General features: G+C 72.5%; 15 protein-coding genes (1 of these 15 cut by a window edge). 7 read left to right on the forward strand and 8 right to left on the reverse strand.

What is annotated here, in order from left to right; translation table 11 throughout:
- The 5 genes from MTQ01_RS22055 to MTQ01_RS22075 form a co-directional block, all read right to left on the reverse strand.
- Positions 1 to 6,343, reverse strand: partial view of a type I polyketide synthase gene (locus MTQ01_RS22055; RefSeq protein WP_247492567.1) — the 5' end (the start) only. Its footprint begins 22,211 nt before the window's first position; the window shows 6,343 of its 28,554 coding nt (coding positions 1–6,343); its start codon is at positions 6,341 to 6,343; its stop codon lies beyond the left edge, outside the window.
- Positions 6,344 to 6,680: 337 nt separating this feature from the next.
- The gene (locus tag MTQ01_RS22060; RefSeq protein ID WP_247492569.1) at positions 6,681 to 7,715 is read right to left on the reverse strand and encodes a GDP-mannose 4,6-dehydratase; all 1,035 of its coding nucleotides are present in this window, start codon (positions 7,713 to 7,715) and stop codon (positions 6,681 to 6,683) included.
- A gap of 670 nt (positions 7,716 to 8,385) precedes the next feature.
- Entirely contained in the window at positions 8,386 to 9,006 is a 621-nt protein-coding gene (locus MTQ01_RS22065; RefSeq protein WP_247492570.1) for a TetR/AcrR family transcriptional regulator, read from the reverse strand.
- 186 nt (positions 9,007 to 9,192) lie between these two features.
- A complete protein-coding gene (locus MTQ01_RS22070; RefSeq protein WP_247492572.1) occupies positions 9,193 to 10,584 on the reverse strand; it encodes an amidase in 1,392 nt (463 codons plus the stop codon).
- A complete protein-coding gene (locus MTQ01_RS22075; protein WP_247492574.1) occupies positions 10,571 to 10,777 on the reverse strand; it encodes a hypothetical protein in 207 nt (68 codons plus the stop codon). Before MTQ01_RS22075 ends, MTQ01_RS22070 begins: the two co-directional genes overlap by 14 nt.
- A gap of 148 nt (positions 10,778 to 10,925) precedes the next feature.
- On the opposite strand from MTQ01_RS22075, the gene MTQ01_RS22080 reads away from it, so the two are divergent.
- Complete coding sequence (locus MTQ01_RS22080) at positions 10,926 to 12,428, forward strand: MFS transporter (RefSeq protein WP_247492575.1); 1,503 nt, start codon at positions 10,926 to 10,928, stop codon at positions 12,426 to 12,428.
- Positions 12,335 to 13,213 carry an MBL fold metallo-hydrolase gene (locus MTQ01_RS22085; protein WP_247492707.1) on the forward strand — a complete coding sequence of 293 codons (879 nt, stop codon included), beginning with the start codon at positions 12,335 to 12,337 and terminating at the stop codon, positions 13,211 to 13,213. Before MTQ01_RS22080 ends, MTQ01_RS22085 begins: the two co-directional genes overlap by 94 nt.
- A 239-nt stretch (positions 13,214 to 13,452) precedes the next feature.
- Here the strand turns inward: MTQ01_RS22085 and MTQ01_RS22090 are convergent, their stop codons facing one another.
- The gene (locus tag MTQ01_RS22090; RefSeq protein WP_247492576.1) at positions 13,453 to 14,466 is read right to left on the reverse strand and encodes a hypothetical protein; all 1,014 of its coding nucleotides are present in this window, start codon (positions 14,464 to 14,466) and stop codon (positions 13,453 to 13,455) included.
- A gap of 117 nt (positions 14,467 to 14,583) precedes the next feature.
- On the opposite strand from MTQ01_RS22090, the gene MTQ01_RS22095 reads away from it, so the two are divergent.
- Entirely contained in the window at positions 14,584 to 15,252 is a 669-nt protein-coding gene (locus MTQ01_RS22095; protein ID WP_247492577.1) for a TetR/AcrR family transcriptional regulator, read from the forward strand.
- Positions 15,253 to 15,518: 266 nt separating this feature from the next.
- Here MTQ01_RS22095 and MTQ01_RS22100 read toward each other — a convergent pair whose 3' ends face one another.
- Entirely contained in the window at positions 15,519 to 15,992 is a 474-nt protein-coding gene (locus MTQ01_RS22100) for an SMI1/KNR4 family protein (protein ID WP_247492578.1), read from the reverse strand.
- Positions 15,993 to 16,228: 236 nt separating this feature from the next.
- Here MTQ01_RS22100 and MTQ01_RS22105 point away from each other — a divergent pair, with 236 nt between their 5' ends.
- Positions 16,229 to 16,492 carry a CopG family transcriptional regulator gene (locus MTQ01_RS22105; protein ID WP_247492579.1) on the forward strand — a complete coding sequence of 88 codons (264 nt, stop codon included), beginning with the start codon at positions 16,229 to 16,231 and terminating at the stop codon, positions 16,490 to 16,492.
- Positions 16,489 to 16,905, forward strand: a complete 417-nt coding sequence (locus MTQ01_RS22110) for a PIN domain-containing protein (protein ID WP_247492580.1) — start codon at positions 16,489 to 16,491, stop codon at positions 16,903 to 16,905. Before MTQ01_RS22105 ends, MTQ01_RS22110 begins: the two co-directional genes overlap by 4 nt.
- Before the next feature lie 129 nt (positions 16,906 to 17,034).
- On the opposite strand, the gene MTQ01_RS22115 is transcribed toward MTQ01_RS22110, so the two are convergent.
- Positions 17,035 to 18,378 (reverse strand): class I SAM-dependent RNA methyltransferase, encoded by a 1,344-nt coding sequence (locus MTQ01_RS22115; RefSeq protein ID WP_247492581.1) that lies wholly within the window; start codon positions 18,376 to 18,378, stop codon positions 17,035 to 17,037.
- A gap of 435 nt (positions 18,379 to 18,813) precedes the next feature.
- Between MTQ01_RS22115 and MTQ01_RS22120 the strand changes: the two genes are divergently transcribed.
- Together MTQ01_RS22120 and MTQ01_RS22125 are read left to right on the forward strand one after the other, a co-directional pair.
- Positions 18,814 to 20,349 carry an SDR family oxidoreductase gene (locus MTQ01_RS22120; protein WP_247492582.1) on the forward strand — a complete coding sequence of 512 codons (1,536 nt, stop codon included), beginning with the start codon at positions 18,814 to 18,816 and terminating at the stop codon, positions 20,347 to 20,349.
- 218 nt (positions 20,350 to 20,567) lie between these two features.
- The gene (locus MTQ01_RS22125) at positions 20,568 to 21,077 is read left to right on the forward strand and encodes a hypothetical protein (RefSeq protein WP_247492584.1); all 510 of its coding nucleotides are present in this window, start codon (positions 20,568 to 20,570) and stop codon (positions 21,075 to 21,077) included.
- Positions 21,078 to 21,299: the final 222 nt, after the last annotated feature.

The following is a 21,299-nucleotide window of genomic DNA, read 5'->3' on the forward strand; positions in this document are numbered from 1 at the left end:
GCAGCGGCTGTTCGGCGGGGCGGTCCTGACCGTAGGTGGCCAGCAGCGCCTGCGCCTCGATCGGGTCGCCCAGCGGCGTACCGGTGCCGTGCGCCTCGACGACGTCGACGTCGGCGGTGGTGAGCCCGGCCGAGCCGAGGGCCTGCCGGATCACGCGCTGCTGGGACGGACCGTTGGGCGCGGTGAGGCCGTTGGAGGCGCCGTCCTGGTTGACGGCGGAACCGCGCACCACGGCCAGTACGCGGTGACCGTTGCGGCGCGCGTCGGAGAGCCGCTCCAGGACGAGCACGCCGATGCCCTCGGACCAGCCGACGCCGTCGGCCTCGTCGGAGAACGCCTTGCAGCGGCCGTCGGGCGACAGGCCGCGCTGGCGGGAGAACTCGATGAGCGAGGTCGGGGTGGACATCACGGTGACGCCGCCGGCCAGCGCGAGGGAGCACTCCCCCGCGCGCAGGGCCTGCATCGCCCAGTGCATGGCGACCAGGGAGGAGGAGCAGGCGGTGTCGACGGTGACGGCGGGGCCTTCGAGGCCCAGCGCGTAGGAGACCCGGCCGGAGGCGATGCTGGGAGCGGTGCCGCTGCCCTGGTGCCCCTCGAAGCGTTCGTCGGCGAGGGTCGCCGAGTAGTCGCTGTACATGACGCCCGCGAAGACGCCGGTCTGGCTGCCGCGCAGCGCGACCGGGTCGATCCCGGCGTGTTCGACGGCGGTCCAGGACGCCTCCAGGAGCAGCCGCTGCTGGGAGTCGGTGGCGAGCGCCTCGCGGGGGCTCATCCCGAAGAACCCGGCGTCGAACTCGCCCGCGTCGTGCAGGAATCCGCCGTAGCGGGTGTAGGAGGTGCCGGGGTGGTCGGGGTCGGGGTGGTAGAGCCCGTCGAGGTCCCAGCCGCGGTTGACGGGGAGGCCGCCGATGGCGTCGGTGCCCTCGGTGACCAGGCGCCACAGGTCGTCGGGCGAGCTGACGCCGCCGGGGTAGCGGCAGCTCATGCCGACGATGACGATCGGGTCGTCGGCGGTGGCGCGGGGCTTCGGAGCCGTGGCGGGCGCACTCGGCTCGGGGGCGTCGCTCAGCTCCTCCAGAAGATGCGCGGCGAGAGCGGCGACGGTCGGGTAGTCGAAGATGACGGTCGCGGAGGTGCGCAGACCGGTGGCGGCGGCCAGGCGGTTGCGCAGCTCGACGGCGGTCAGGGAGTCGAACCCGAGGTCCTGGAAGGGCCGTTCGGGGTCGATGTCGGTCGCGGAGGCGTGGCCGAGGACGGCGGCGGTCTGGGTGCGGACCAGCTCGACGACGGTCTCGGTGCGGGCCTCGTCGTCGAGCCGGGCGAGCCGCTGGGCGAGGCCGAGCGCGGCCTCGGAGCCGGTGCGCACGGTGCGGCGGGCGCGTCCGCGGATCAGGCCGCGCAGCAGCGGGGGCACCTCGCCCCGGCCGCGCAGCGCCGCGAGGTCCAGGCGGACCGGCAGGACGGCGGCGCGGGGCAGCGCGAGGGCTGCGTCGAAGAGGGCGAGGCCCTGTTCGGCGGTGAGCGGGGGCGTGCCGGAGCGGGACATGCGCTCCAGGTCCCGCTCGGCGAGGTCGCCGGTCATGCCGCCGGTGGGGACCCAGGGGCCCCAGCCGAGGGAGAGGCCGGGCAGTCCCGCGTCGCGGCGCTGCTGGGCGAGGGCGTCCAGGAAGGCGTTGCCCGCCGCGTAGTTGGCCTGGCCGGGGGCGCCGGTGGTGCCGGCGAGAGAGGAGAAGACGACGAACGCGGCGAGGTCGAGGTCGCGGGTGGCACGGTGCAGGTGCCAGACGGCGTCGGCCTTAGGCCGCAGGACGGCGGTGAGGCGTTCGGCGGTGAGGGTCTCGACGGTGCCGTCGTCCAGGGTGCCGGCGGTGTGCACCACGGCGGTGACGGGGTGTTCCGCCGGCACGGCGGCGAACAGCCGTGCCACGTCGTCAGCTTCGGCGACGTCGCAGGCGGCGAGGGTGACCTCGGCGCCCGACTCGCGCAGCGCGGCGGCGAGTTCGGCGGCACCGGGCGCGTCGGGTCCGCGCCGTCCGGCCAGCACGAGGCGGCGGACGCCGTGCGCGGTGACGAGGTGGTCGGCGAGGACGGCGCCGAGACCGCCGGTGCCGCCGGTGATGACGACGGTGCCGTCCGGGTTCCAGGCGGCGGCGGTGCCTTCGGTGCCGGGGCGGACCCGGGTGAGACGGGCGGCGAGGACGGCACCGGCGCGTACGGCGGTCTGCGGTTCCTCGGCGGCCAGCGCGACGGCGAGCGCGTCGAGGTCGGGGGCGTCCGCGGCGGGGTCGAGGTCCAACAGGCCGAAGCGGTGCGGGTGTTCGGCCTGCGCGGAGCGGACCAGGCCCCAGACGGCGGCGGCGGCCGGATCGGTGAGCTCGCTGCCGCCCGCGGCGACCGCGCCGCGGGTGACGAAGACCAGCCGGTCCTGGTTCGACGCGGTGGCCAGCCACTCCTGGATCCGGCCGAGGGCGCTCGCGGTGACGGTGTGCACGGCGGCGGGGACGTCGTCCGTGCCCGGCGCGACCTGCACGAGGGCGAGACCGGGGGTCTCTGCGTCGGAGGCGCCGAGTTCGGTGCCCGCGGCGCCGAGGGCTGCGCCGAGCCCGTACGGGTCGCTGCCGAGCAGCGTCACGGCGGCCGGGAGGGCGGCGTCGGCGGGACCGGCGTGGCGGGTCCAGTCGAGGGCGAAGAGAGCGTCGCGCTCCAGCGCGGAGGCGGCGGCGCGGGCGTCGGGCGCGGAGCGCAGGACGAGGGAGCCGACGGAGGCGACGGGCGTACCGGTGGTGTCGGCGACGGCGAGCGCGACGGCGTCGTCACCGGCGGGGGTGATGCGGACGCGGACCTCGGCGGCGCCGCTCGCGTGCAGGGTGACGTCCTGCCAGGCGAAGGGCAGCCCGCCGCGGGCGTCCTCGCCGAGCGGGGCGAGGGCGGTGGCGTGCAGGGCTGCGTCGAGCAGTGCGGGGTGCAGCCCGAACTGGGCTGCGTCGCCCGCGGGTCCGGCGTCGAGTGCGACCTCGGCGAAGGTCTCCTCGCCGCGCCGCCACACGGCGCGCAGACCGCGGAAGGCGGGGCCGTAGCCGAAACCGGCCTCGGCGAGGCCGTCGTAGAAGCCGTCGAGGTCGACGGCCTCGGCGTCGGCGGGCGGCCAGACGGCGGCGAATCCGTCGGCGTCCTCGGCGCGGTGGGCGCCGCCGGCGAGGGTGCCCTCGGCGTGCTGGGTCCACGGCCGGTCGTCGTCGCCGTCGGGGCGGGAGTACAGGCTCAGGGGGCGCCGGCCGGTCTCGTCGGGGCTGCCGATCCAGACCTGGACCTGCACGCCGCCGTCCTCGGGCAGCGCGAGGGGCGCGGCGAGGGTGAGGTCCTCGACGCGGTCGCAGCCGACCTCGTCGCCCGCGCGAACTGCCAGTTCGAGGAAGGCGGTTCCGGCGAGCAGAACGGTGCCGCGCACGGCGTGGTCGCCGAGCCAGGGGTGGGTGCGCACCGAGAGGCGGCCGGTCAGGAGCATGCCGTCGGAGTTGGCGAGGGTGACGGCGGCGGCGAGCAGCGGATGGTGGGCGGCGCCGAGGCCGGCCGAACGCATGTCGCCGGTGAGCCCGGAGACGGCCTTGGGCCAGAAGCGGCGGTGCTGGAAGGCGTAGGTGGGCAGGTCGGCGCGGCGGGCGCCGGTGCCGTCGAACCAGCGCTGCCAGCGCACGGCGGTGCCCCACAGGTGCAGTCCGGTGGCGGTCTCGGTGAGGGTGGCGGCCTCGGGGCGGTCCTTGCGCAGGGCCGGCAGCACGGCCGCGTCCTGGTGCCCGGCCGCGTCGAGGACGGTACGGGTGAGGGCGGCGAGGGTGGCGTCGGGGCCGAGTTCGAGGAAGACGCCGGTGCCGTGTCCGGCCAGCCAGTCGATGCCGTCGGCGAAGCGAACGGCCCGGCGGACGTGGTCGGTCCAGTAGTCGGCGGAGGTCAGCTGCTCGACCGTGGCGGGCGCCCCGGTCAGGTTGGAGACTACGGGCAGGGTGGGTGCCTGCGGGGAGAGTCCGGCGACGATCGCGCGGAACGGCTCCAGCATCGGCTCCATGAGCGGGGAGTGGAAGGCGTGCGAGACCTTCAGACGACGCGTGCGGCGGCCCCCGTCGAGAGCGGCGACCCGCGCGGCGATGTCCTCGACGGCGTCCTCGGCACCCGCCACGACCACGGCCGAGGGGCCGTTGACGGCGGCGATCGACACCCGTCCCGGGTGGTCGGCGAGGAACGGCGCCACCTCGTCCTCGCCGGCCTCGACGGAGACCATGGCGCCGCCCTCGGGCAGGGCCTGCATGAGGCTGCCGCGGGCGACGACGAGCGCGCAGGCGTCGGCGAGGGAGAAGACCCCGGCGACGTGGGCGGCGGCGATCTCGCCGACGGAGTGCCCGGTGACGTGGGCGGGGGTGACGCCCCAGGACTCGACGAGCCGGTAGAGGGCCACTTCGAGGGCGAACAGGGCGGGTTGGGCGTAGCCGGTGCGGTCCAGGAGAGCCGCCTCGGGGCTCCCCGGCTCGGCGAACATCAGGGGGCGCAGCGGGCGGTCGAGTCCGGCGTCGAGGTGGCCGAGGATCTCGTCGAGCGCGGTGGCGAAGACGGGGAAACGGGCGTAGAGCTCACGACCCATGCCGGGACGCTGGGAGCCCTGGCCGGAGAAGAGCACGGCGAGCTTGGTGCGGCCGCGGAGCTGGTGGGCGGAGAGGCCGGGCACGTCGGCGGGGTCGGTCCCGGCGGCGAGCGCGGTCAGGGCGGCGACCGCGGTGTCGCGGTCGGCGGTGGTCAGCGCGGCTCGGTGCTCCAGGGCGGAGCGGGTGGTGGCCAGGGCGTGCGAGACGTCCAGGGCGGGGAGCGCGGGGTGGGCGGTGAGGTGGTCCAGGAGACGGGCGGCCTGGGCGCGCAGCGCCTCGGGGGTCCGTCCGGACAGCAGCCAGGGCAGTGCGCCGGGCTCGACGGCGGGCGCGTCGGGCTCGACGGGCGCCTCGTACGGGGCCTCTTCGATGATGGTGTGCGCGTTGGTGCCGGAGAGGCCGAAGGAGGAGACGCCGGCCCGGCGCGGGGCGCCCTCGCGGCGGGGCCAGGGCGCGTCCTCGGTCAGGAGGCGTACGGCGCCCTCGGTCCAGTCGACGTGGCTGGAGGGCCGGTCGACGTGCAGGGTGCGGGGCAGCAGGTCGTGGCGCATCGCCATGACCATCTTGATGACGCCCGCGACGCCCGCGGCGGCCTGGGTGTGGCTGATGTTGGACTTCACCGAGCCGAGCAGCAGCGGCCGTTCGGGGTCGCGGCTCTGACCGTAGGTGGCGAGCAGCGCCTGCGCCTCTACGGGGTCGCCCAGGACGGTTCCGGTGCCGTGCGCCTCGACGACGTCCACATCGGCGCCGCTGAGGCGGGCGTTGACGAGGGCGGACTCGATGACGCGCTGCTGGGAGGGGCCGTTGGGCGCGGTGAGGCCGTTGGAGGCGCCGTCCTGGTTGACGGCGGAGCCGCGCACCACGGCCAGGATGTGGCGCCCGCGGCGACGTGCGTCGGAGAGCCGCTCCAGGACGAGGACTCCGACACCCTCGGACCAGCCGGTGCCGTCGGCCGCGTCGGCGAAGGACTTGCAGCGGCCGTCGCCGGCGAGGCCGCCCTGCCGGGCGAACTCGACGAAGGTGGTGGGGCTCGCCATCACGGTGACGCCCGCGGCGAGCGCCGTCGTGCACTCCCCCGCACGCAGCGACTGCGCGGCCAGGTGCAGCGCGACGAGAGACGAGGAGCAGGCGGTGTCGACGGTGACGGCGGGGCCGACGGCGCCGAAGAAGTACGAGAGCCGCCCGGACAGGATGCTGGTCGCGTTGCCGGTGAGCTGGAAGCCCTGGACGTCGTCCTCGGGGCCGACCCGGTAGTCCTGGGGCATGGCGCCGACGAACATGCCGGTACGGGAGCCGCGGACTCCGGCGGGGTCGATGCCGGCCCGTTCGAAGGCCTCCCAGCCGGTCTCCAGGAGCAGCCGCTGCTGCGGGTCCATGGACAGCGCCTCGCGGGGCGAGATGCCGAAGAAGTCCGGGTCGAAGGCGGGCGCGTCGTGGAGGAAACCGCCGGCGAAGTCGGCCGGCCCGTCACCGATGGCCGCTTCCCAGCCGCGGTCGTCCGGCATCGCGGTGATGCCGTCCTCGCCCGCGACGAGCATGCGCCACAGCTCCTCCGGGCTGGTGACGCCGCCCGGGTAGCGGCAGCTCATGCCGACGATCGCGATGGGCTCGTTGGCCGCCGCCTCCAGCTCGCTCACCCGCTGCCGGGAGCGCTTCAGATCGGCGCTCGCCCGCTTGAGGTAATCCCGGAGCTTGTGTTCCTTGTCCATATCAACGCAACCCATCTGGGAGAAGACCGGCGGACGGCTGGTGGTTCGGCGCGGGCACCTGGCGACTGGGGTGACCTCGTGCGGCCCGGGCCGCTTCGCCGGGGCACCCGCCATGGGCGCGTGCCGTGCACACGGTTCCGCAGATCATGGGCTCAGTCTGCGACGCTCCGTCTTTGGAAATCCCTAGTCTGTGACGGCACTTCGGGGCCCCGGACGCGAGAGTTCGGGGGCCCGGACGCGAGAGTTCGGGGGCCCGGACGCGAGGAGGTCCGCACGCGGGCGCGTGCGGACCTCCTCGGAAGCGGGAGCGGATGCGGGTACGGGCCCGGCCGGGCTCCTACCAGGTGACGGTGGACAGCAGACGGCTGTAGTCGCGCTCGCGGGACGCCTGCTGCAGGTCGGACTCGACCATCATGCGCATGAGTTCCTCGAAGTCGACCTCGGGCTCCCAGCCCAGCTCCCGGCGGGCCGCGGAGGGGTCAGCGCACAGGGTCTCGACCTCGGCCGGGCGAACCAGATCGGGATCGACGACCACATGCTCCTCCCAGTCGAGACCGACGTGGTCGAAGGCGATACGGGCCGCGTCCCTGACGCTGTGCATGGCACCGGTGCCCACCACGTAGTCGCCGGGCTCGTCCTGCTGGAGCATCAGGTGCATGGCGCGCACGTAGTCGCCGGCGAAGCCCCAGTCGCGCTGGGCGTCGAGGTTGCCCAGGCTCAGCTTGTCCATCAGGCCGAGCTTGATCTGCGCCACCGCCAGGGAGATCTTGCGAGTCACGAACTCGGCGCCCCGGCGCGGGGACTCGTGGTTGAAGAGGATGCCGGACACCCCGTACATCCCGTACGACTCGCGGTAGTTGCGGGTGATGTAGTGGCCGAACGTCTTCGCCACTCCGTAGGGGCTGCGCGGGTGCAGGAAGGTCGTCTCCCGCTGCGGGCTCTCCGCCACCTGTCCGAACATCTCGGAGGACGACGCCTGGTAGAAGCGGATCTGCCCGCCTCCGGTGCTGCCGGTGGACTTGCTGAGGCCCGAGACGATGCGGACCGCCTCCAGCATGCGCAGCACGCCGGTGCCGTTCACCTCGGTGACCAGCTCGGGCTGCTGCCAGGACATCGGTACGAACGAGACGGCGCCCAGGTTGTAGACCTCGTCGGGCTGGACCAGGTCCACGGCCGACACCAGGCTGCCCTGGTCCATCAGGTCGCCGTCCACGAAGGACAGGCCGGGGATCAGCTTGGCTATCCGGTCCTTCCGGGGGTTGGCCTGTCCCCGGCACAGCCCCCAGACCTGGTAGCCCTGGCCCAGCAGGTGTTCGGCCAGGTACGAACCGTCCTGGCCGGTGATTCCGGTGATCAGTGCACGCTTGGACATCTTCCCTCTTTCCACCGCCACGGTGAGGACCGGTTGGGCGGGAGCCCGCACCCGCGGGGCGGACCGATCGACACCCAGCGCGTGCTGTCGTGCCCGGGCCGGCGGCCAGAGCATCGTCCATCGCAGGAACACCAGACGCCTGACTGCGCTCACGAGCCGTCCTCGTCGCGCCATGCAAGCACGGGCAAAGCTAAGGAATTTGCGAGTCTTCCGCGGCACGGGAATTTTTTTTCGGGCCGCCCACACCCGGGCGAAATACAGGCCCACATCCCGCTTTGAGACGACCCGTCCCCCCACCGTCGCCCGGCCCGCGCCCCACCACCCGTCGCCCACCCGTGCCGCAGGCCCGCCCGCGGTACGACGCGCGGCAACCGCCCGTTCAGCACCGGGACTTGCACCTCGGACCCCGCGCCACCCCGGACCGGCCGACCCCGCCGACACCCCTCCCCGCAGTCCGGTCCTCAGCGGCCGCGCGGCCCGCCGGGCCTGCGGCACCGCCCAACCTCCGAGCCGCAGCCCGGGCTTCGCCGCCCCGGCCGGCCGTACGCCTGACGGCGCGGGAACGCCGTTCCGCACGGGCGAGGCGGGCACGGGGCCGGGCGATCCTTCCGGGCAGCGACGAACCGGGGCCTTCACGGCCGGTGGCAGGGCCGCGGGCCGGGCGGAGCGGTCAGTCGTCGGCGTTCTGCTTCGCCCGGCCGGCGGCCTCGGCATCGGCATCGGCCTCGGCCGGTTGGGCACCCACGGCGTTGGTCACCAGCTCGCGCGCGTACGCGGCGTCCTCTCGGCCGGGACGGAAGAGGATGCGGTACATGATCGGTGCCACGAGACGGTCGATCAGCAGTTCCGTCTCGGGCACCGGCTCCCCGCGCTGAGCCGCTCGGGCCAGCACCGCGTCGATCTGCTCCGCGGCATACGCCGAACACTGGCCGGCGTTGGTTCCGTCGGGGTCGCCGAGCAGGGCGTCCCGGATGTAGGCGCGTCCGGGCGGCGAGGACATCTCGTCGAGGAACTGCTCCGCCCACGCGTCGAGATCGGCCCGCAGGCTTCCGCGGTCGGCCGGTTCCGTCTCCGGCCGGAGCCGTTCGACGGCCACGTCGGACAGGAGCTCCTGCAGATCGCCCCAGCGACGGTAGACGGTGGAGGGGGTCACGCCCGCGCGGCCGGCCACCATCGGGACCGTGAGTGCGTCGCGGCCCACCTCCCCCACGAGTTCGTTCACCGCTGTGTGGACTGCCTTCTGGACGCGCGCGCTGCGCCCGCCGGGGCGGACCATGGGCTTGGGACTCATACGATCCACCCTAATGCGACTCCGTTGCTTCTAGGCGGCTTCCAGGCGGTGGCAGAGGTCGTCGACCCGCGGGCCGCGAGGGATGCCCGGGCGGGGCGGGCACCCCTCGGACACACCTCGGACACCTCTCGCAACGACCGGGCACCTCTCGCGGCGACGCGACCACACACCCGGCCGGAACGCCCTTCAGGCGGCGAGCGGAACGACCCGTCCCGCGCCGGCCACCGCCTCCTCGTACGCCCGGCCCACGCGGAGCACCGTCGCGTCGCCGAAGGGGCGCGCCATCAGCTGCATGCCGATCGGCAGTCCGGCGCGGTCGCGACCGACCGGCACGGTCAGGGCCGGGACGCCGGTGACGTTGGCCGGGGCGCAGAGGCGGACGCAGGCGTCCGACACGGCTTCGCTCGTGCCGTCGGCCCACTCGACGGTTTCCTGCCCCGCCTCGACCGCCGTCATCGGCACCGTCGGCGCGGCGAGGACGTCGATTCCGTCGAACATGCGGGCCCAGGCGTCCCGCATCGCCGCGCGGGCCCGCTGGGCACGCAGGTAGTCGCCGGCGGAGGTGAGTTCACCGGCCTCCAGCAGGAGGCGAACGTCCGCCGCGTACAGGTCGGGGACGGCCCGCAGCGACCGCTCGTGGTACGCGGTGGCCTCGGGAACCATCAGCCCCCACTGAACGGCCTGAACGTACCGAGCCATCGGGATCTCGACATCGACCGGCTCCGCCCCCAGCTCCACCAGCCGCCCGATCGCGGCGCGCACGGACTCCTCGACCTCGGGCGCGACGCGGTCGAAGTAGTGGTTCCGCGGTACGCCGACCCTCAGTCCTCGCAGGTCGCCCCCGGGGAAGCGGTCGAGCACCGGCCCGGGCACGCTCGCCGGGTCGTGCGGGTCGTGGCCGGCGATCGCCGGCAGCACCAGCGAGACGTCCGCGGCGGTGCGGGCGAGCGGGCCCACATGGTCCAGGGACCAGGACAGCGAGGTCACGCCGGTGCGCGGGACCAGCCCGTAGGTCGGTTTGAGGCCCACCACGCCGTTCAGCGCCGCGGGGACCCGGATGGAACCGCCCGTGTCCGTACCCATGGCGAACGTCGCCCCGCCGGCAGCGACAGCCACCGCCGAGCCGCCGCTCGAACCGCCCGCGATCCGGCTGTGGTCCCAGGTGTTGTGCGTCTGCGGAGTGACGAGGCCGTAGGCGAACTCGTGCGTGTGCGTCTTGCCCAGGAGGACGGCCCCGGCAGCGCGCAGCCGCTCGGCCACTGCGCTGTCGCGTTCCGCCACGTGACCTGCCCGGACGCGTGAGCTCGCCGTGGTCGGCACCCCCTCCGCGTCGATCAGGTCCTTGAGCGCCACGGGGATTCCGTGCAGCGGCCCGCGCGGCCCGCTTCCGGAGATCTCGTTCTCGGCGCGGGCGGCCGCGGCCAGGGCCGTATCGGCGGCGACGGAGACGTAGGCACCCAGTCGCCCCTCGACCGCGGCAATGCGGGCGAGCACGGATTCGGTGAGTTCGACGGGTGACAGCTCCCGTGCGCGCACCGCGCGGGAGGCCTCGGTCAGGGACAGCTCAAAGGGCTGCATCGGCGTTCCCCTCTCCGGCTCGGAAGGCGAACGCGGGAGGGGTCTCGCCGAGGTCGAGCTCGCGCAGGGTGCTGATCACGGAGTGGATGTGGTTCGCCGTCATCGCCACCGCTTCGGTTCGGCCGCTCTCGAGAGGGAGCCCCGCCCGCAGCGCCCCTCGGGCTGCCTCCTGGGGAGTGAGTTCGCTGGTCATGACTTCCTTCCGGGTCTGCGCACACGACGGACCAGGGCTGGAGCAGAGCCCCCGACCCACCGCAAAAGCGAATCGTTTGCGTTTGGTCGACCGTAGGACCTACGGTGACTTAACGCAAACCAATCGCTTTTAGCACGGGAAGGGCCTCATGCAGAGCCTCCCCGCGGGCCGCACCCCTCCCCGCACCCCCTCGTCCCGGCGCCTGTCGTTCGCCCTGCACACCTCGATCCTGATCGCGCTGCTCGCCGCGTCCAGCGCCCCGACCCCGCTGTACCCCCGCTACCAGGCCCAGTGGCAGCTGTCGTCCCTCGACATCACCGTGGTCTTCAGCGCCTACGCGCTGGCACTCCTGATCGCACTGCTGACGACCGGAAGCCTTTCCGACCACGTCGGACGGCGCCCCGTGCTCCTCGGCGCGCTCGCGGTCCAGATCGCCTCCGTGGCACTGTTCGCGACGGCCGACGGCCTGACCGCCCTGATCGGCGCCCGCGTGCTCCAGGGCATCGCGACCGGTGTGGCGACCGGTGCGGCAGGTGCGGCTCTCCTCGACCTGGAGGACCCCGCCCGGCCCGGTCGCCCCGCGCTGGCCAACAGCATCGCGCCGGTGACGGGCATGGCGGCAGGCGTCCTGGCCGCCACCCTCGCGGTGCGCTTCGCCCCGGTTCCGACGATCACGATCCACGCGGCCCTCATCGCCGTGTTCGCCGCGCAGGCCATCGCCCTTGTCGGGACGTCCGAGACCGTACGCCGCCGCCCCGGAGCACTGCGTTCGCTGCGACCCCGCCCGGCACTGCCGCCGGAGGCCGCCCGCACCCTCCTGCTCAACGGCGCCGGCGTCGTCGCCGTCTGGGCGCTCGGCGGCTTCCACTCGTCCCTGGGGCCGGACTTCACCCGACTCGTCTCCCCCGGCGGACCCGAGTACGCGGACGGCATGGCCTTCTTCGCACTGACGGCCGTCGCCGCCCCGACGGTGTACGCCACGCGCAGAATGCCTACCGACGTCTCCGCTCTCGTCGGGAGCTGCGCGGTGGTTCCGGCAGCCGTTCTGACCGTGGGCGCCCTCTGGCTCGCCAACCCCGTACTTCTCTTCGCCGGGGCGGCGCTCGCCGGGTTCGGCTTCGGAGCGGTCTCCCGCGGTGCGCTGCGCGCGGTCGTCGACTCGGTCCCGGCCCGGGAGAGGAGCGGCACGCTCGCCTCCTACTACGTGCTCGGCTACCTGGCGATGAGCCTGCCCGCCGTCGGCGCCGGCGCCCTCGCCGCCGGCTTCGGGCTGCGTGCGGCAGCACTGTCCTGCGCCGGCTGCGTGACCGTACTGGCGGCCGTCTCGGTCACGGCGCTGACCGCGACACTGCGCAGCCGTCGCCGTCGGCACCGCACACCGTCCCCGGACTCCGGCTCCGGCTCGCGCGCGGCATCGAGTAGCCCCACATCCGCCCCATCCGGCACACCCGTTCCGGACACCTCCGCCCTCGCAGCCCCCAACAGACAAGGAAAGACACCGTGTCCATCACCTCGCAGACGACCGTCTCCCCCACTCCCCCAGCCGCTTCCTGGACGGTGGGCGACCACACCGTACGACGCATCGACGAAGTCGCCCTGCCCGCCCGGACCGGTCCGTGGCTGCTGCCCGGGGCAACCGCCGACGTCGTGAGCCGGACTCCCTGGCTGAGCCCCGACTTCGCCGACGAACAGGGCCTTCTGCGCCTGGCAAGCCACAGCTTCGCCCTGGAGGCGAACGGCATGCGCGTACTGGTCGACACCGGCATCGGCAACGGGAAGCCACGCGCCAACCCCGCCTGGAACAACCTGAACAGCGATTACGAAGCCCGGCTGCGGGCGGCGGGGTTCGCGCCGGAGAACGTCGACCTCGTGATCCTCACCCACCTCCACACCGACCACGTCGGGTGGAACACGCGCGCCGAGGGCGGCACTTGGGTGCCCACCTTCCCGAACGCGCGCTACGTCACCTCACGCACCGAGTGGGACCACTGGGCGGGCGTCGACATGGAGGAGGCGCGTCGGCAGATGTTCCGGGACTCGGTCCACCCCGTACGGGAAGCAGGCCTGTTCGACCTCGTCGATGTCGCGGACGAGGGTACGGACGTGGCGCCCGGCATCCGCCTGCTGCCCACCCCCGGCCACACACCGGGGCAGGTGGCGGTGGAGGTGAGCAGCCGGGGCGAGACCGCGTTGATCACCGGCGACAGCGTCCACCACCCGGTCCAGATGGCGCATCCGGAGCTGTGCAGTTGCGTGGACACCGCTCCCGAACTCGCGGCCAGAACCAGGAGCCGGCTGCTCGACTCACTGGCCGATACGTCAACTCTCCTACTGGGGAGCCACTTTCCGCCGCCGACGGCCGGACACGTCCGTCGCGAGGACGGCGGGTACCGACTGGTCCCGGCCCCCTCGGAAGACACACCCGTCGGCGACTGAGACGGACCGGAGCACCCGGGGCGGGGTGGGCAGCGGCACCGAGTACGCGCGGGCTGCGCCCTGGCGTCGGCGGCCGGACGCCCGGGGGCGGCTGCGGAACTCCGCCGGCGCTCGTTCGTCGTCACCGACAGGCCGGGCGACGGCGTTCCCGGTCACCGACCCGCGCCCCTCGCGCAACCGCTGCCGCCCTCGCCTCGCGGGCAACATCCGAGCCGTTCACCGCCGTGCGCATGGGCCCGTCACGTCCGATACCGCTGCGCCACTGCCGCGAAGGCGGCCTTGGGCTCCCAACCGAGATCTGGGTAGGTCCGCCCCCGGCGCCCTTCGAGGATCTTGACGATGCCCAGGCCGGCTCGGTCCAGGTCGTCCCTGGGGTCTCCGTCCGGGCGGTGCGGGTAGTCGGCGAGGGCGAACAGGAACACGAACGCACTGTCCACGCCCTCGGACTCGAAGATCTCCAGCAGTTCGCTCAGGTACGCGGCCTGACCGGCCTCGTCGCGCTCGTACACACCGTTCAGCCGCAGAGGGGCCCTGGTCCGCGGGTCGTGCTCGACCACTTCGAGCACCCGCCCACCGCGGTCTCCCGCGCCGCGGTAGGCCGCGGTGCCGAACCCGGTGACGGCCAGCGGCTTCGGGCCCCGGGCCAGGGTGCGCACCGCGTCCCGGAACCGGTCGGCGACCTCGGCGGAGCGGAGCAGCTCGAACGTCACGATGTCGAAGGGCGTCCAGTCGACCTGCTCGAACTGGATGGAGGCGTAGGTGAGTCTGCCGCGGAAGCGCTCTCGGACCGCGGCCGCGGCGTCGGAGAGGAACGCGTTGATGCGCACGCCGAGCTCGCGCATCGCTTCCGCCCGCCGGTCGTGTCGCCTCATCAGCTGCTCGACCCGCTCCTCGGGGCTCTCCCCGGGCAGGAACCCGCGGTTCATCACGCTCAGTTCGACGCCTGCGACGAACACGACCGGGGCAGCCGCCCGCTGCCGGAGTCGTTCCGCTCGCTCGGCGCAGTCGCGCAGGAGCGTGAGGATCTGCTCCGGCTCCAGCTCCAGGGGGTAGGGCGAGAACCACACCTCCAGGCCGAGATCGGCGGCGACACCGGCGGCCAGCTCCAGCCGGTCCGGGTCGCCACCGATGACCTGGACCGCGTTGCAGTGCAAGTCGTCGCGGATGATGGCGAGTTCACGCCGAACCACCGCAGGGTCGAGGCGTTCGCGGGACGTCGGACCGTGCACGACGAACCCGGTGTCGTAGGTCATTCCTCTTGCTCGCACGGGTGCCGTCCTCTCCGTCGGGTCTCGGGCGGTCGAGAGTGACAAGAAACGTGCGTGCACGCAAGTTTGCGCGTACGCAACTCCGTGTGTGACGCTGGCACCGTGCCGACACCACCAGGACTCCGTGAGCGGAAGAAACAGGCCACGCGCGAGGCGCTGCGGGAGGCGGCCCTGCGCCTGGCCGTGGAACGCGGGCCGGACCAGGTGCGGGTCGAGGACATCGCCGAAGCGGCCGGAGTCTCGGCGCGCACCTACAACAACTACTTCGCCAGCCGCGAGCAGGCGATCGTCTCCGGCGTCACCGCGGACCGGGAGGCGCGGATCGCGGCGGCAGTCGCTGCCCGGCCGGCAGGAGCGCGTCTGGCCGACGCGGTCACCGACGCGGTGGTCGAGCAGTACACGAACACCGACGAGCGCGAACGCGGGACGCTGCTGCTGATCACCGCCCGACCCTCGCTGCGCGACGCGTTTCTCGACACCACCGGCGGCATCGAGCCCCCGCTCGCGGCGGTGTTCACCGAACGCCTTGGTGAGGACGGCGAGCAGACCGCCCGCGTGCTCGCGGCAAGCGTGGCCGCGGCGGTTCGTATCGCGCTGGAGGGCTGGCTCCAGCCGGGCGCGAACACGGGCGCCGCCGGTGCATCCGGCGCCGGAGGAGGACTGGTCGTACCCACCGGCTCGCTGCCCGACCGACTCCGCGCGGCACTGGCCCCGCTCGCGCCCGCACTCGACGCCGTGGACCGACAGCTCGACGCCGTCGACCGACATTAGACGCCGTCGACCGACACACCGGGCCGTGAATTCGTCCCGGCTCAGGCGCCCGCCGAGCGGGCAGTGGACCGGAACGTGCCGCTGCACGCCGCCGTCATCAACTCACCGGCAGGTCGCCGCAGTTGTCGGGGTCGCCTGGGTCATCGGGGTTGCCGGCGTTCACCGGACAGCAAGACACACTCGACGACCTTCACTGCTGCCGTGTGAGGTGGTCGCCGCGGCGTGAGCTGCGGGGCGGCGCACACCCTCGGACCGGTGACGTGGTGTCACATCTCGCGGACGGGCCTGAAGGTGTGTTCCCCGCGCGGAAATCGCGACCACAGGATGCCGGAGACGACGTCTCGGTTGAGTGCCGACGCAAGGAACTCGGTGCACGTCATGTCGTACGTTTCCCACAGCGTGCTGCTCGCGTCGTTGATGAGGACGCGCCACTCTTCCGGGGGCACGCCCTTCACTGCCGCCCAGTACAGGTACTCGCCGTTGTCGGTGGTGGCCCAGGGGATCAGTCGCGCGTCGTTCTCCGTGACTTCGGGCGGCGGCGGTTCGAGATCCCAGAGGATCTCGTTCGCCTCGGTCCGCTGGTCGAAAGCGCGCTTCAGGTCGTAGGCGCGGTGACCGCTGTCGGGTTCGAACAGCAGCAGGTACTCGTCGATCAGCCCGCCACCGCAGGAGTCGATCAACTCCTTGTAGTCGCGCGGGAGAGAACTGTCGATCCCGGCCTCCACCCGCCCCCAGTCCACCCGGGCACCACGCGGTTCCCCGAGCGGGAGCAGTCTCCGCAGGGCTTCGATGCGCTTGTTCACAACGTCCCTTCGGGTTCTCTGCGGCTGCGGCACGCAGGCATGTCGATGATCCCCAACCTGGAGCGGCCGGCCTCGTCAATGAGAGGAAGCCGTCGGCCCCCTCGGCTTCGATGATCACCCACCGGCCCGCACCACACCGGAGTCGAAGGAGCATCAGCAGTAGGATAGGTGGCATGAGTGAAGCCACCGGCAAGTACTCCATCACCATGCCGCGGGACATCGCCGAGGCCGCCCGCGGCCGCAGCGGCCCTTCCGGCCTCTCCGCCTACGTCGCCGCAGCGGTCGCCCGCCAGGTCGAGCGCGACAATCTCAACGAACTCATCGCCGTCGCGGAGGCGGAGCACGGCCCCGTCACCGACGAGGAGATCCAGGCCATGCGCGACGAGCTCCACCGGGCTCGGCGGCAGCAGGGCTCGGACCGGGCGGACGCCGCGTGACCCGCACCTCCCCCGCAGTTCCGGGCGGCACCCTCGTCCTGGACAGCGAGGGGCTGGCGAAGGCCGTCCTGCGCGACCGCACGGTCACCGCCTGGCTCGCACTCGCCCGCGCCGATGATCTCCGGGTCATCACCTCCGCGGCCACCCTGGTCGAGGTCATCCACCCCCGGATCAACCGCCCGGCCCTGGAGTGGACCCTCTCTCGGCTGGTCGTGGAGCCGGTCACCGACCCGCTCGCCCGGCAGGCCGCCACGCTCCTCGCCGACGCAGGGCTCCACGGCCACAGATACGCCATCGACGCCATACTCGCCGCAACCGCAGTCGCCGCGACCGGCCCCACCACCGTGCTCACCTCCGACCCGGAGGATCTCACCGCCCTGTGCGGGACACGGGCCACCGTTGTAAAGATCTGACGGGACCCGTCCGGCTTGCCGCCCGGCGTGAAGTGCAATTGCCGCAGTGTCCGCAGCTCACATGTTCAGCCTTCTCCGCCCGCAGGCCAAGCAAGAATCAGCCACGACATCGGCTCTACAAGCCGCAGCTCAGGCGTCCGTCTTCGCCGGCTCCAGGATGGCGACGCACTCCATGTGGTGGGTCATGGGGAAGAGGTCGAAGGCGCGGAGGAAGCGGGGGGCGTAGCCGTTGTCGGCGAAGTACTTGAGGTCGCGGGCGAGGGCGGCCGGGTCGCAGGCGACGTAGGCGACGCGGCGGGGGCCGAGGGCGGCGATACGGGCGACGGTGTCGCGGCCGGCACCGGCACGCGGCGGGTCGAGGACGACGAGGTCGGCCTCGGTGATGCCGGTACGGGGCAGGACCTGCTCGACCTTCCCCTGCTCAACCCTGACCCGGTCGAAATCGGCCAGGTTGTGGCGGGCGTCCTCAACGGCGCGACGGCTGGACTCGATGCCGAGCACCGCGCCCTTCTCGCCGATCCGGTCCGCGAGCGCGCCGGCGAAGAGTCCGACGCCGCAGTAGAGGTCGAGCGCGGTCTCACCCTTGCGCGGGAGCAGCCCGCGCATGACCGCGTCGACGAGCACGTCCGCGGCCTGTGAGTGCACCTGCCAGAAGCCGCCCGCGCCCACGCGCCACGTACGGTCGTCGGCCCGCTCGCGCAGGAAGTCGCGGCCGTGCACCCGGTGCATCCGACGCGGTTCGGTGCGCTTCTTGGACTCCCCCACGCGCAGCACGGAGACCGGCTTGTCGAGTTCGACGATCGGCAGTCGGCCGCCGGGGCGCGGGGTCAGGACGACCTGGCGGTCGGCGGAGCCGGTCGCGGCGCTCGCCTCGATCCCCGCGATCTGCGGCCAGCTGCGCTTCTCGATGCCCAGTTCGCTGACGCCCGGCGCGGCGATCATGCAGTGGTCGATCGGTTCGACCTCGTGGGAGCGGTGACGGCGCAGTCCGGCGCGGCCGTCCTCGTCGACGGCGTACTGCACCCGGGTGCGCCACTGCGGCACCTCGCCCGCGGGCAGCTTGTCGCCGGGCGCGGGCTCGACGGTGCCGTCCCACTTCACGTCCTCGGGCGTCAGCCCGGCCAGGCGCTGCAACTGCTCGGTGAGCACGTCCGCCTTCAGCCGCCGCTGCGCACCGGGCTTGGCGTGCTGCCAGTCGCAGCCGCCGCAACGGCCCGGCCCGGAGAACGGGCAGGGCGCCTCGATACGGTCCTTCGACGCCTCCAGGACGGTCACGGCGTCCGCGCGCAGAAAGCGCGAGTCGCTGTGTCCGTCGGTCACCCTCGCCACGACGCGCTCGCCGGGCAGGGTGTGGCGCACGAAGAGCACGCGCCCCTGCTCGGTGCGGGCGACGCAGTGGCCGCCGTGCGCGACCGGGCCGACCTCGACCTCGTACTCCTGTCCGACCAGTGACTCGGTGGTGGTTTCGGACATGGTGCGGCGCTCCAGGAGTGGGGTGCGGGGTGGAGGCGGATCGCCTCGACGGGCCTGCGGCAAAAGGCCAAGTCTACGCGGCGCGAAGGGGTGCCCCTCCCCCGCGGGCGGGCCCGGCCGGACGTCCGCGTCGGCGCCCCGCCCGTGTCCGAGACCCGCCGGTGGGCGGGGCGGCGGGGAACGCGAGATCGTGGCAGCGGGAACGTACGCGCCCCGCTCGGGTCGTACGCGGCACCCTGCAGCGGTGGCTGGACCGCCGCGAACCGGGTACGCGGGTACGCACCCGGCCGTCGCCCGCCGGAACGACGGGCGGGCGGGGCGGCGACGGCGGTCCGGCATACGGTCGCCGACGCGGCGGACAGCAGCGACCGCTCGTCCCCGGTGCGGGGAGTGCAGCCGCACCACGGGCGAGCGAGCAACAGGAGAGGAGCGGCCGTGCACACTCTGGTGACCGGAGCGAGCGGTTACGTCGGAGGTCGGCTGGTGCCGGAGCTGTTGGCGGCCGGGCACCGGGTGCGGTGCCTGGCCCGTACGCCGTCCAAGCTCGCGGACACGCCCTGGGCGGACGAGGTGGAGGTGGTGCGCGGCGACGTCACCGATCCACGATCACTGGCCGAAGCGTTGGACGGGGTGGACGCGGCGTACTACCTCGTCCACGCGCTGGGCAGCGGCAGTGGCTTCGAGCGCGCCGACGCGGAGGCGGCGCGCACCTTCGGACGGGCGTGCCGGGAGGCGGGAGTCGGCAGGATCGTCTATCTCGGCGGACTGACGCCGGCCGGTGTGCCGGAGCGCGAGCTGTCACCGCATCTGCGGTCCAGGGCGGAGGTCGGACGCATCCTGCTGGATTCCGGGGTGCCGACTGCGGTGCTGCGCGCGGCAGTGATCGTCGGCTCGGGGTCCGCCTCGTTCGAGATGCTGCGCTATCTCACCGAGCGGCTGCCGATCATGGTCACCCCCAGCTGGCTGCGCACCCGGGTCCAACCGGTGGCGATCCGCGATGTGTTGAGGTGCCTGGTGGGCTGCGCGGAGCTGCCGCGGGAGGTGGCCCGGACGTTCGACATCGGCGGACCGGACGTTCTGACGTACCGGGACATGATGCGCCGGTACGCGGCGGTGGCCGAGCTGCCGAGGCGGATCGTGGTGCCGGTGCCGGTGCTGACGCCCTCGCTCTCCAGTCACTGGGTGGGGCTGGTCACGCCCGTGCCCAGCTCGATCGCCAGGCCGCTCACGGAGTCGCTGCGGCACGAGGTGGTGTGCCGGGAGAACGACATCGAACGGTACGTGCCGCCACCGGCGGGCGCACCGTACGGCTTCGACGAAGCGCTGCGGCTCGCGCTGCGACGCGTCAAGGAGGCGCAGGTCAGTACGCGCTGGTCGTCGGCGAGTTGGCCGGGCGCGCCGAGCGACCCGCTGCCCACCGACCCCGACTGGTCGGGCGGTTCGCTCTACAGCGACGAGCGGGCCAAGGACGTGGACGCCTCGCCCCGGGAACTGTGGCGGGTCATCGAGGGGATCGGCGGCGAGAACGGCTGGTACTCGTTCCCCCTCGCCTGGTCGGTACGGGGCTGGATGGACCGGCTGGTGGGCGGAGTGGGACTGCGACGCGGCAGGCGGGACGCGGCACGCCTGCGCACCGGGGACGCGCTCGACTTCTGGCGGGTCGAGGCGATCGAACGCGGCCAACTGCTGCGGCTGCGCGCCGAGATGAGGCTCCCGGGCCTGGCGTGGCTGGAGCTGCGCGTGGTGACACGCTCCGACGGCGGCACCGAGTACCGCCAACGGGCACTGTTCCATCCGCACGGCCTGGCCGGGCAGTTGTACTGGTGGAGCGTGAGCCCCTTCCACGCGCTCGTCTTCGGCGGCATGGCCCGCAACATCGCCGCCGCCGCGAACAAGCACACCGGTGCAGACACGGACCACGCAGGCCACGTGAGCGGATCGAAGGACAGGAACAGCACGAATTCGCACTGAGGCCCACGCGGCGGATGGCAGGCTGTGTCAACTGCAGCGAGCGTCAGTGGGCGGGTCAGATTCACGCGCACGTCCTCGCCGTCGACGGCCGAGCTGTCTTCCAGCGCGCCTCCGCTCAAGATCGAAGACAGATACTTCGAAATGTAAAAACATACTGGACCCCATACCTCCCTGTCAGTGTCGCGTCGCGCTTCTCGGAAAGATCGGGATATTTGAGGATGCAGAAGATGTCATGGCGGGATAAATTTGATACGGGTGCATCATGGAGCGAAGTACACCATGCATACGGCCGCGCCTCCGACCTTCCGGATCTTTTCGACAGGGCAGGTTCGAGCGACGCACGCGAAGCGGCGAGGGCGGTAAGTGAAATCTCGATGCGAATTTGCCATCAAGGCATGGCAGTAGCAGCGGCGACCGCCCGATCCGTTCCAGTACTGGTCGCCATCACCGAATACGCAACAAGCAAAGGGGTGGAGAGAATTATTCGCTTGCCCTGCGTCGTGTCTGAATCGCTTGGGACCTGGTCCAGAATATCGAGGCAACTGGAGGGCACCGAATCCGGTCAAGCAGAGAAAGCCGACTGGGAGGCTGCCTGTTTCGACGAGCTGAAGATTGCGGTTGAGATGTTGAAGAATGGAAGTCGAGTTCTGTCCGAATCATCCTCCGCTGGAGCAACCGAGTTGGAGCAATCCGTCCTGCGAGCCGAGAAGAGAATTAATCTCGCGTAACCGACCTCGGACCTCAGATCGTCATCCAGTCCCCAGACCAGGATGTGCCGGTTTCGCTAGGCCTTGGTGGCAGTGTCTTCGCGGTCGATCTTGATGTGCAGTCGTAGCAGTGACCGGGGTCGCCGTCCTGGAATAGGTTCTGCCCATCAAAGCCGTCACGGCACCATCTGGCACGGTTGAGCAAAATTCACCTGAAGGCGCATTCACTACTTGGTCGATCGA

Source organism: Streptomyces sp. XM4193, assembly GCF_023072595.1.
GTDB lineage: Bacteria > Actinomycetota > Actinomycetes > Streptomycetales > Streptomycetaceae > Streptomyces.

Coding starts and splice junctions, on each gene's coding strand:
- MTQ01_RS22060 (WP_247492569.1), bottom strand. CDS start 7,715: ATGTCCAAGCGTGCACTGATCACCGGAATCACCGGCCAGGACGGTTCG.
- MTQ01_RS22065 (WP_247492570.1), bottom strand. CDS start 9,006: ATGAGTCCCAAGCCCATGGTCCGCCCCGGCGGGCGCAGCGCGCGCGTC.
- MTQ01_RS22070 (WP_247492572.1), bottom strand. CDS start 10,584: ATGCAGCCCTTTGAGCTGTCCCTGACCGAGGCCTCCCGCGCGGTGCGC.
- MTQ01_RS22075 (WP_247492574.1), bottom strand. CDS start 10,777: ATGACCAGCGAACTCACTCCCCAGGAGGCAGCCCGAGGGGCGCTGCGG.
- MTQ01_RS22080 (WP_247492575.1), top strand. CDS start 10,926: ATGCAGAGCCTCCCCGCGGGCCGCACCCCTCCCCGCACCCCCTCGTCC.
- MTQ01_RS22090 (WP_247492576.1), bottom strand. CDS start 14,466: ATGACCTACGACACCGGGTTCGTCGTGCACGGTCCGACGTCCCGCGAA.
- MTQ01_RS22105 (WP_247492579.1), top strand. CDS start 16,229: ATGAGTGAAGCCACCGGCAAGTACTCCATCACCATGCCGCGGGACATC.
- MTQ01_RS22115 (WP_247492581.1), bottom strand. CDS start 18,378: ATGTCCGAAACCACCACCGAGTCACTGGTCGGACAGGAGTACGAGGTC.
- MTQ01_RS22125 (WP_247492584.1), top strand. CDS start 20,568: ATGCAGAAGATGTCATGGCGGGATAAATTTGATACGGGTGCATCATGG.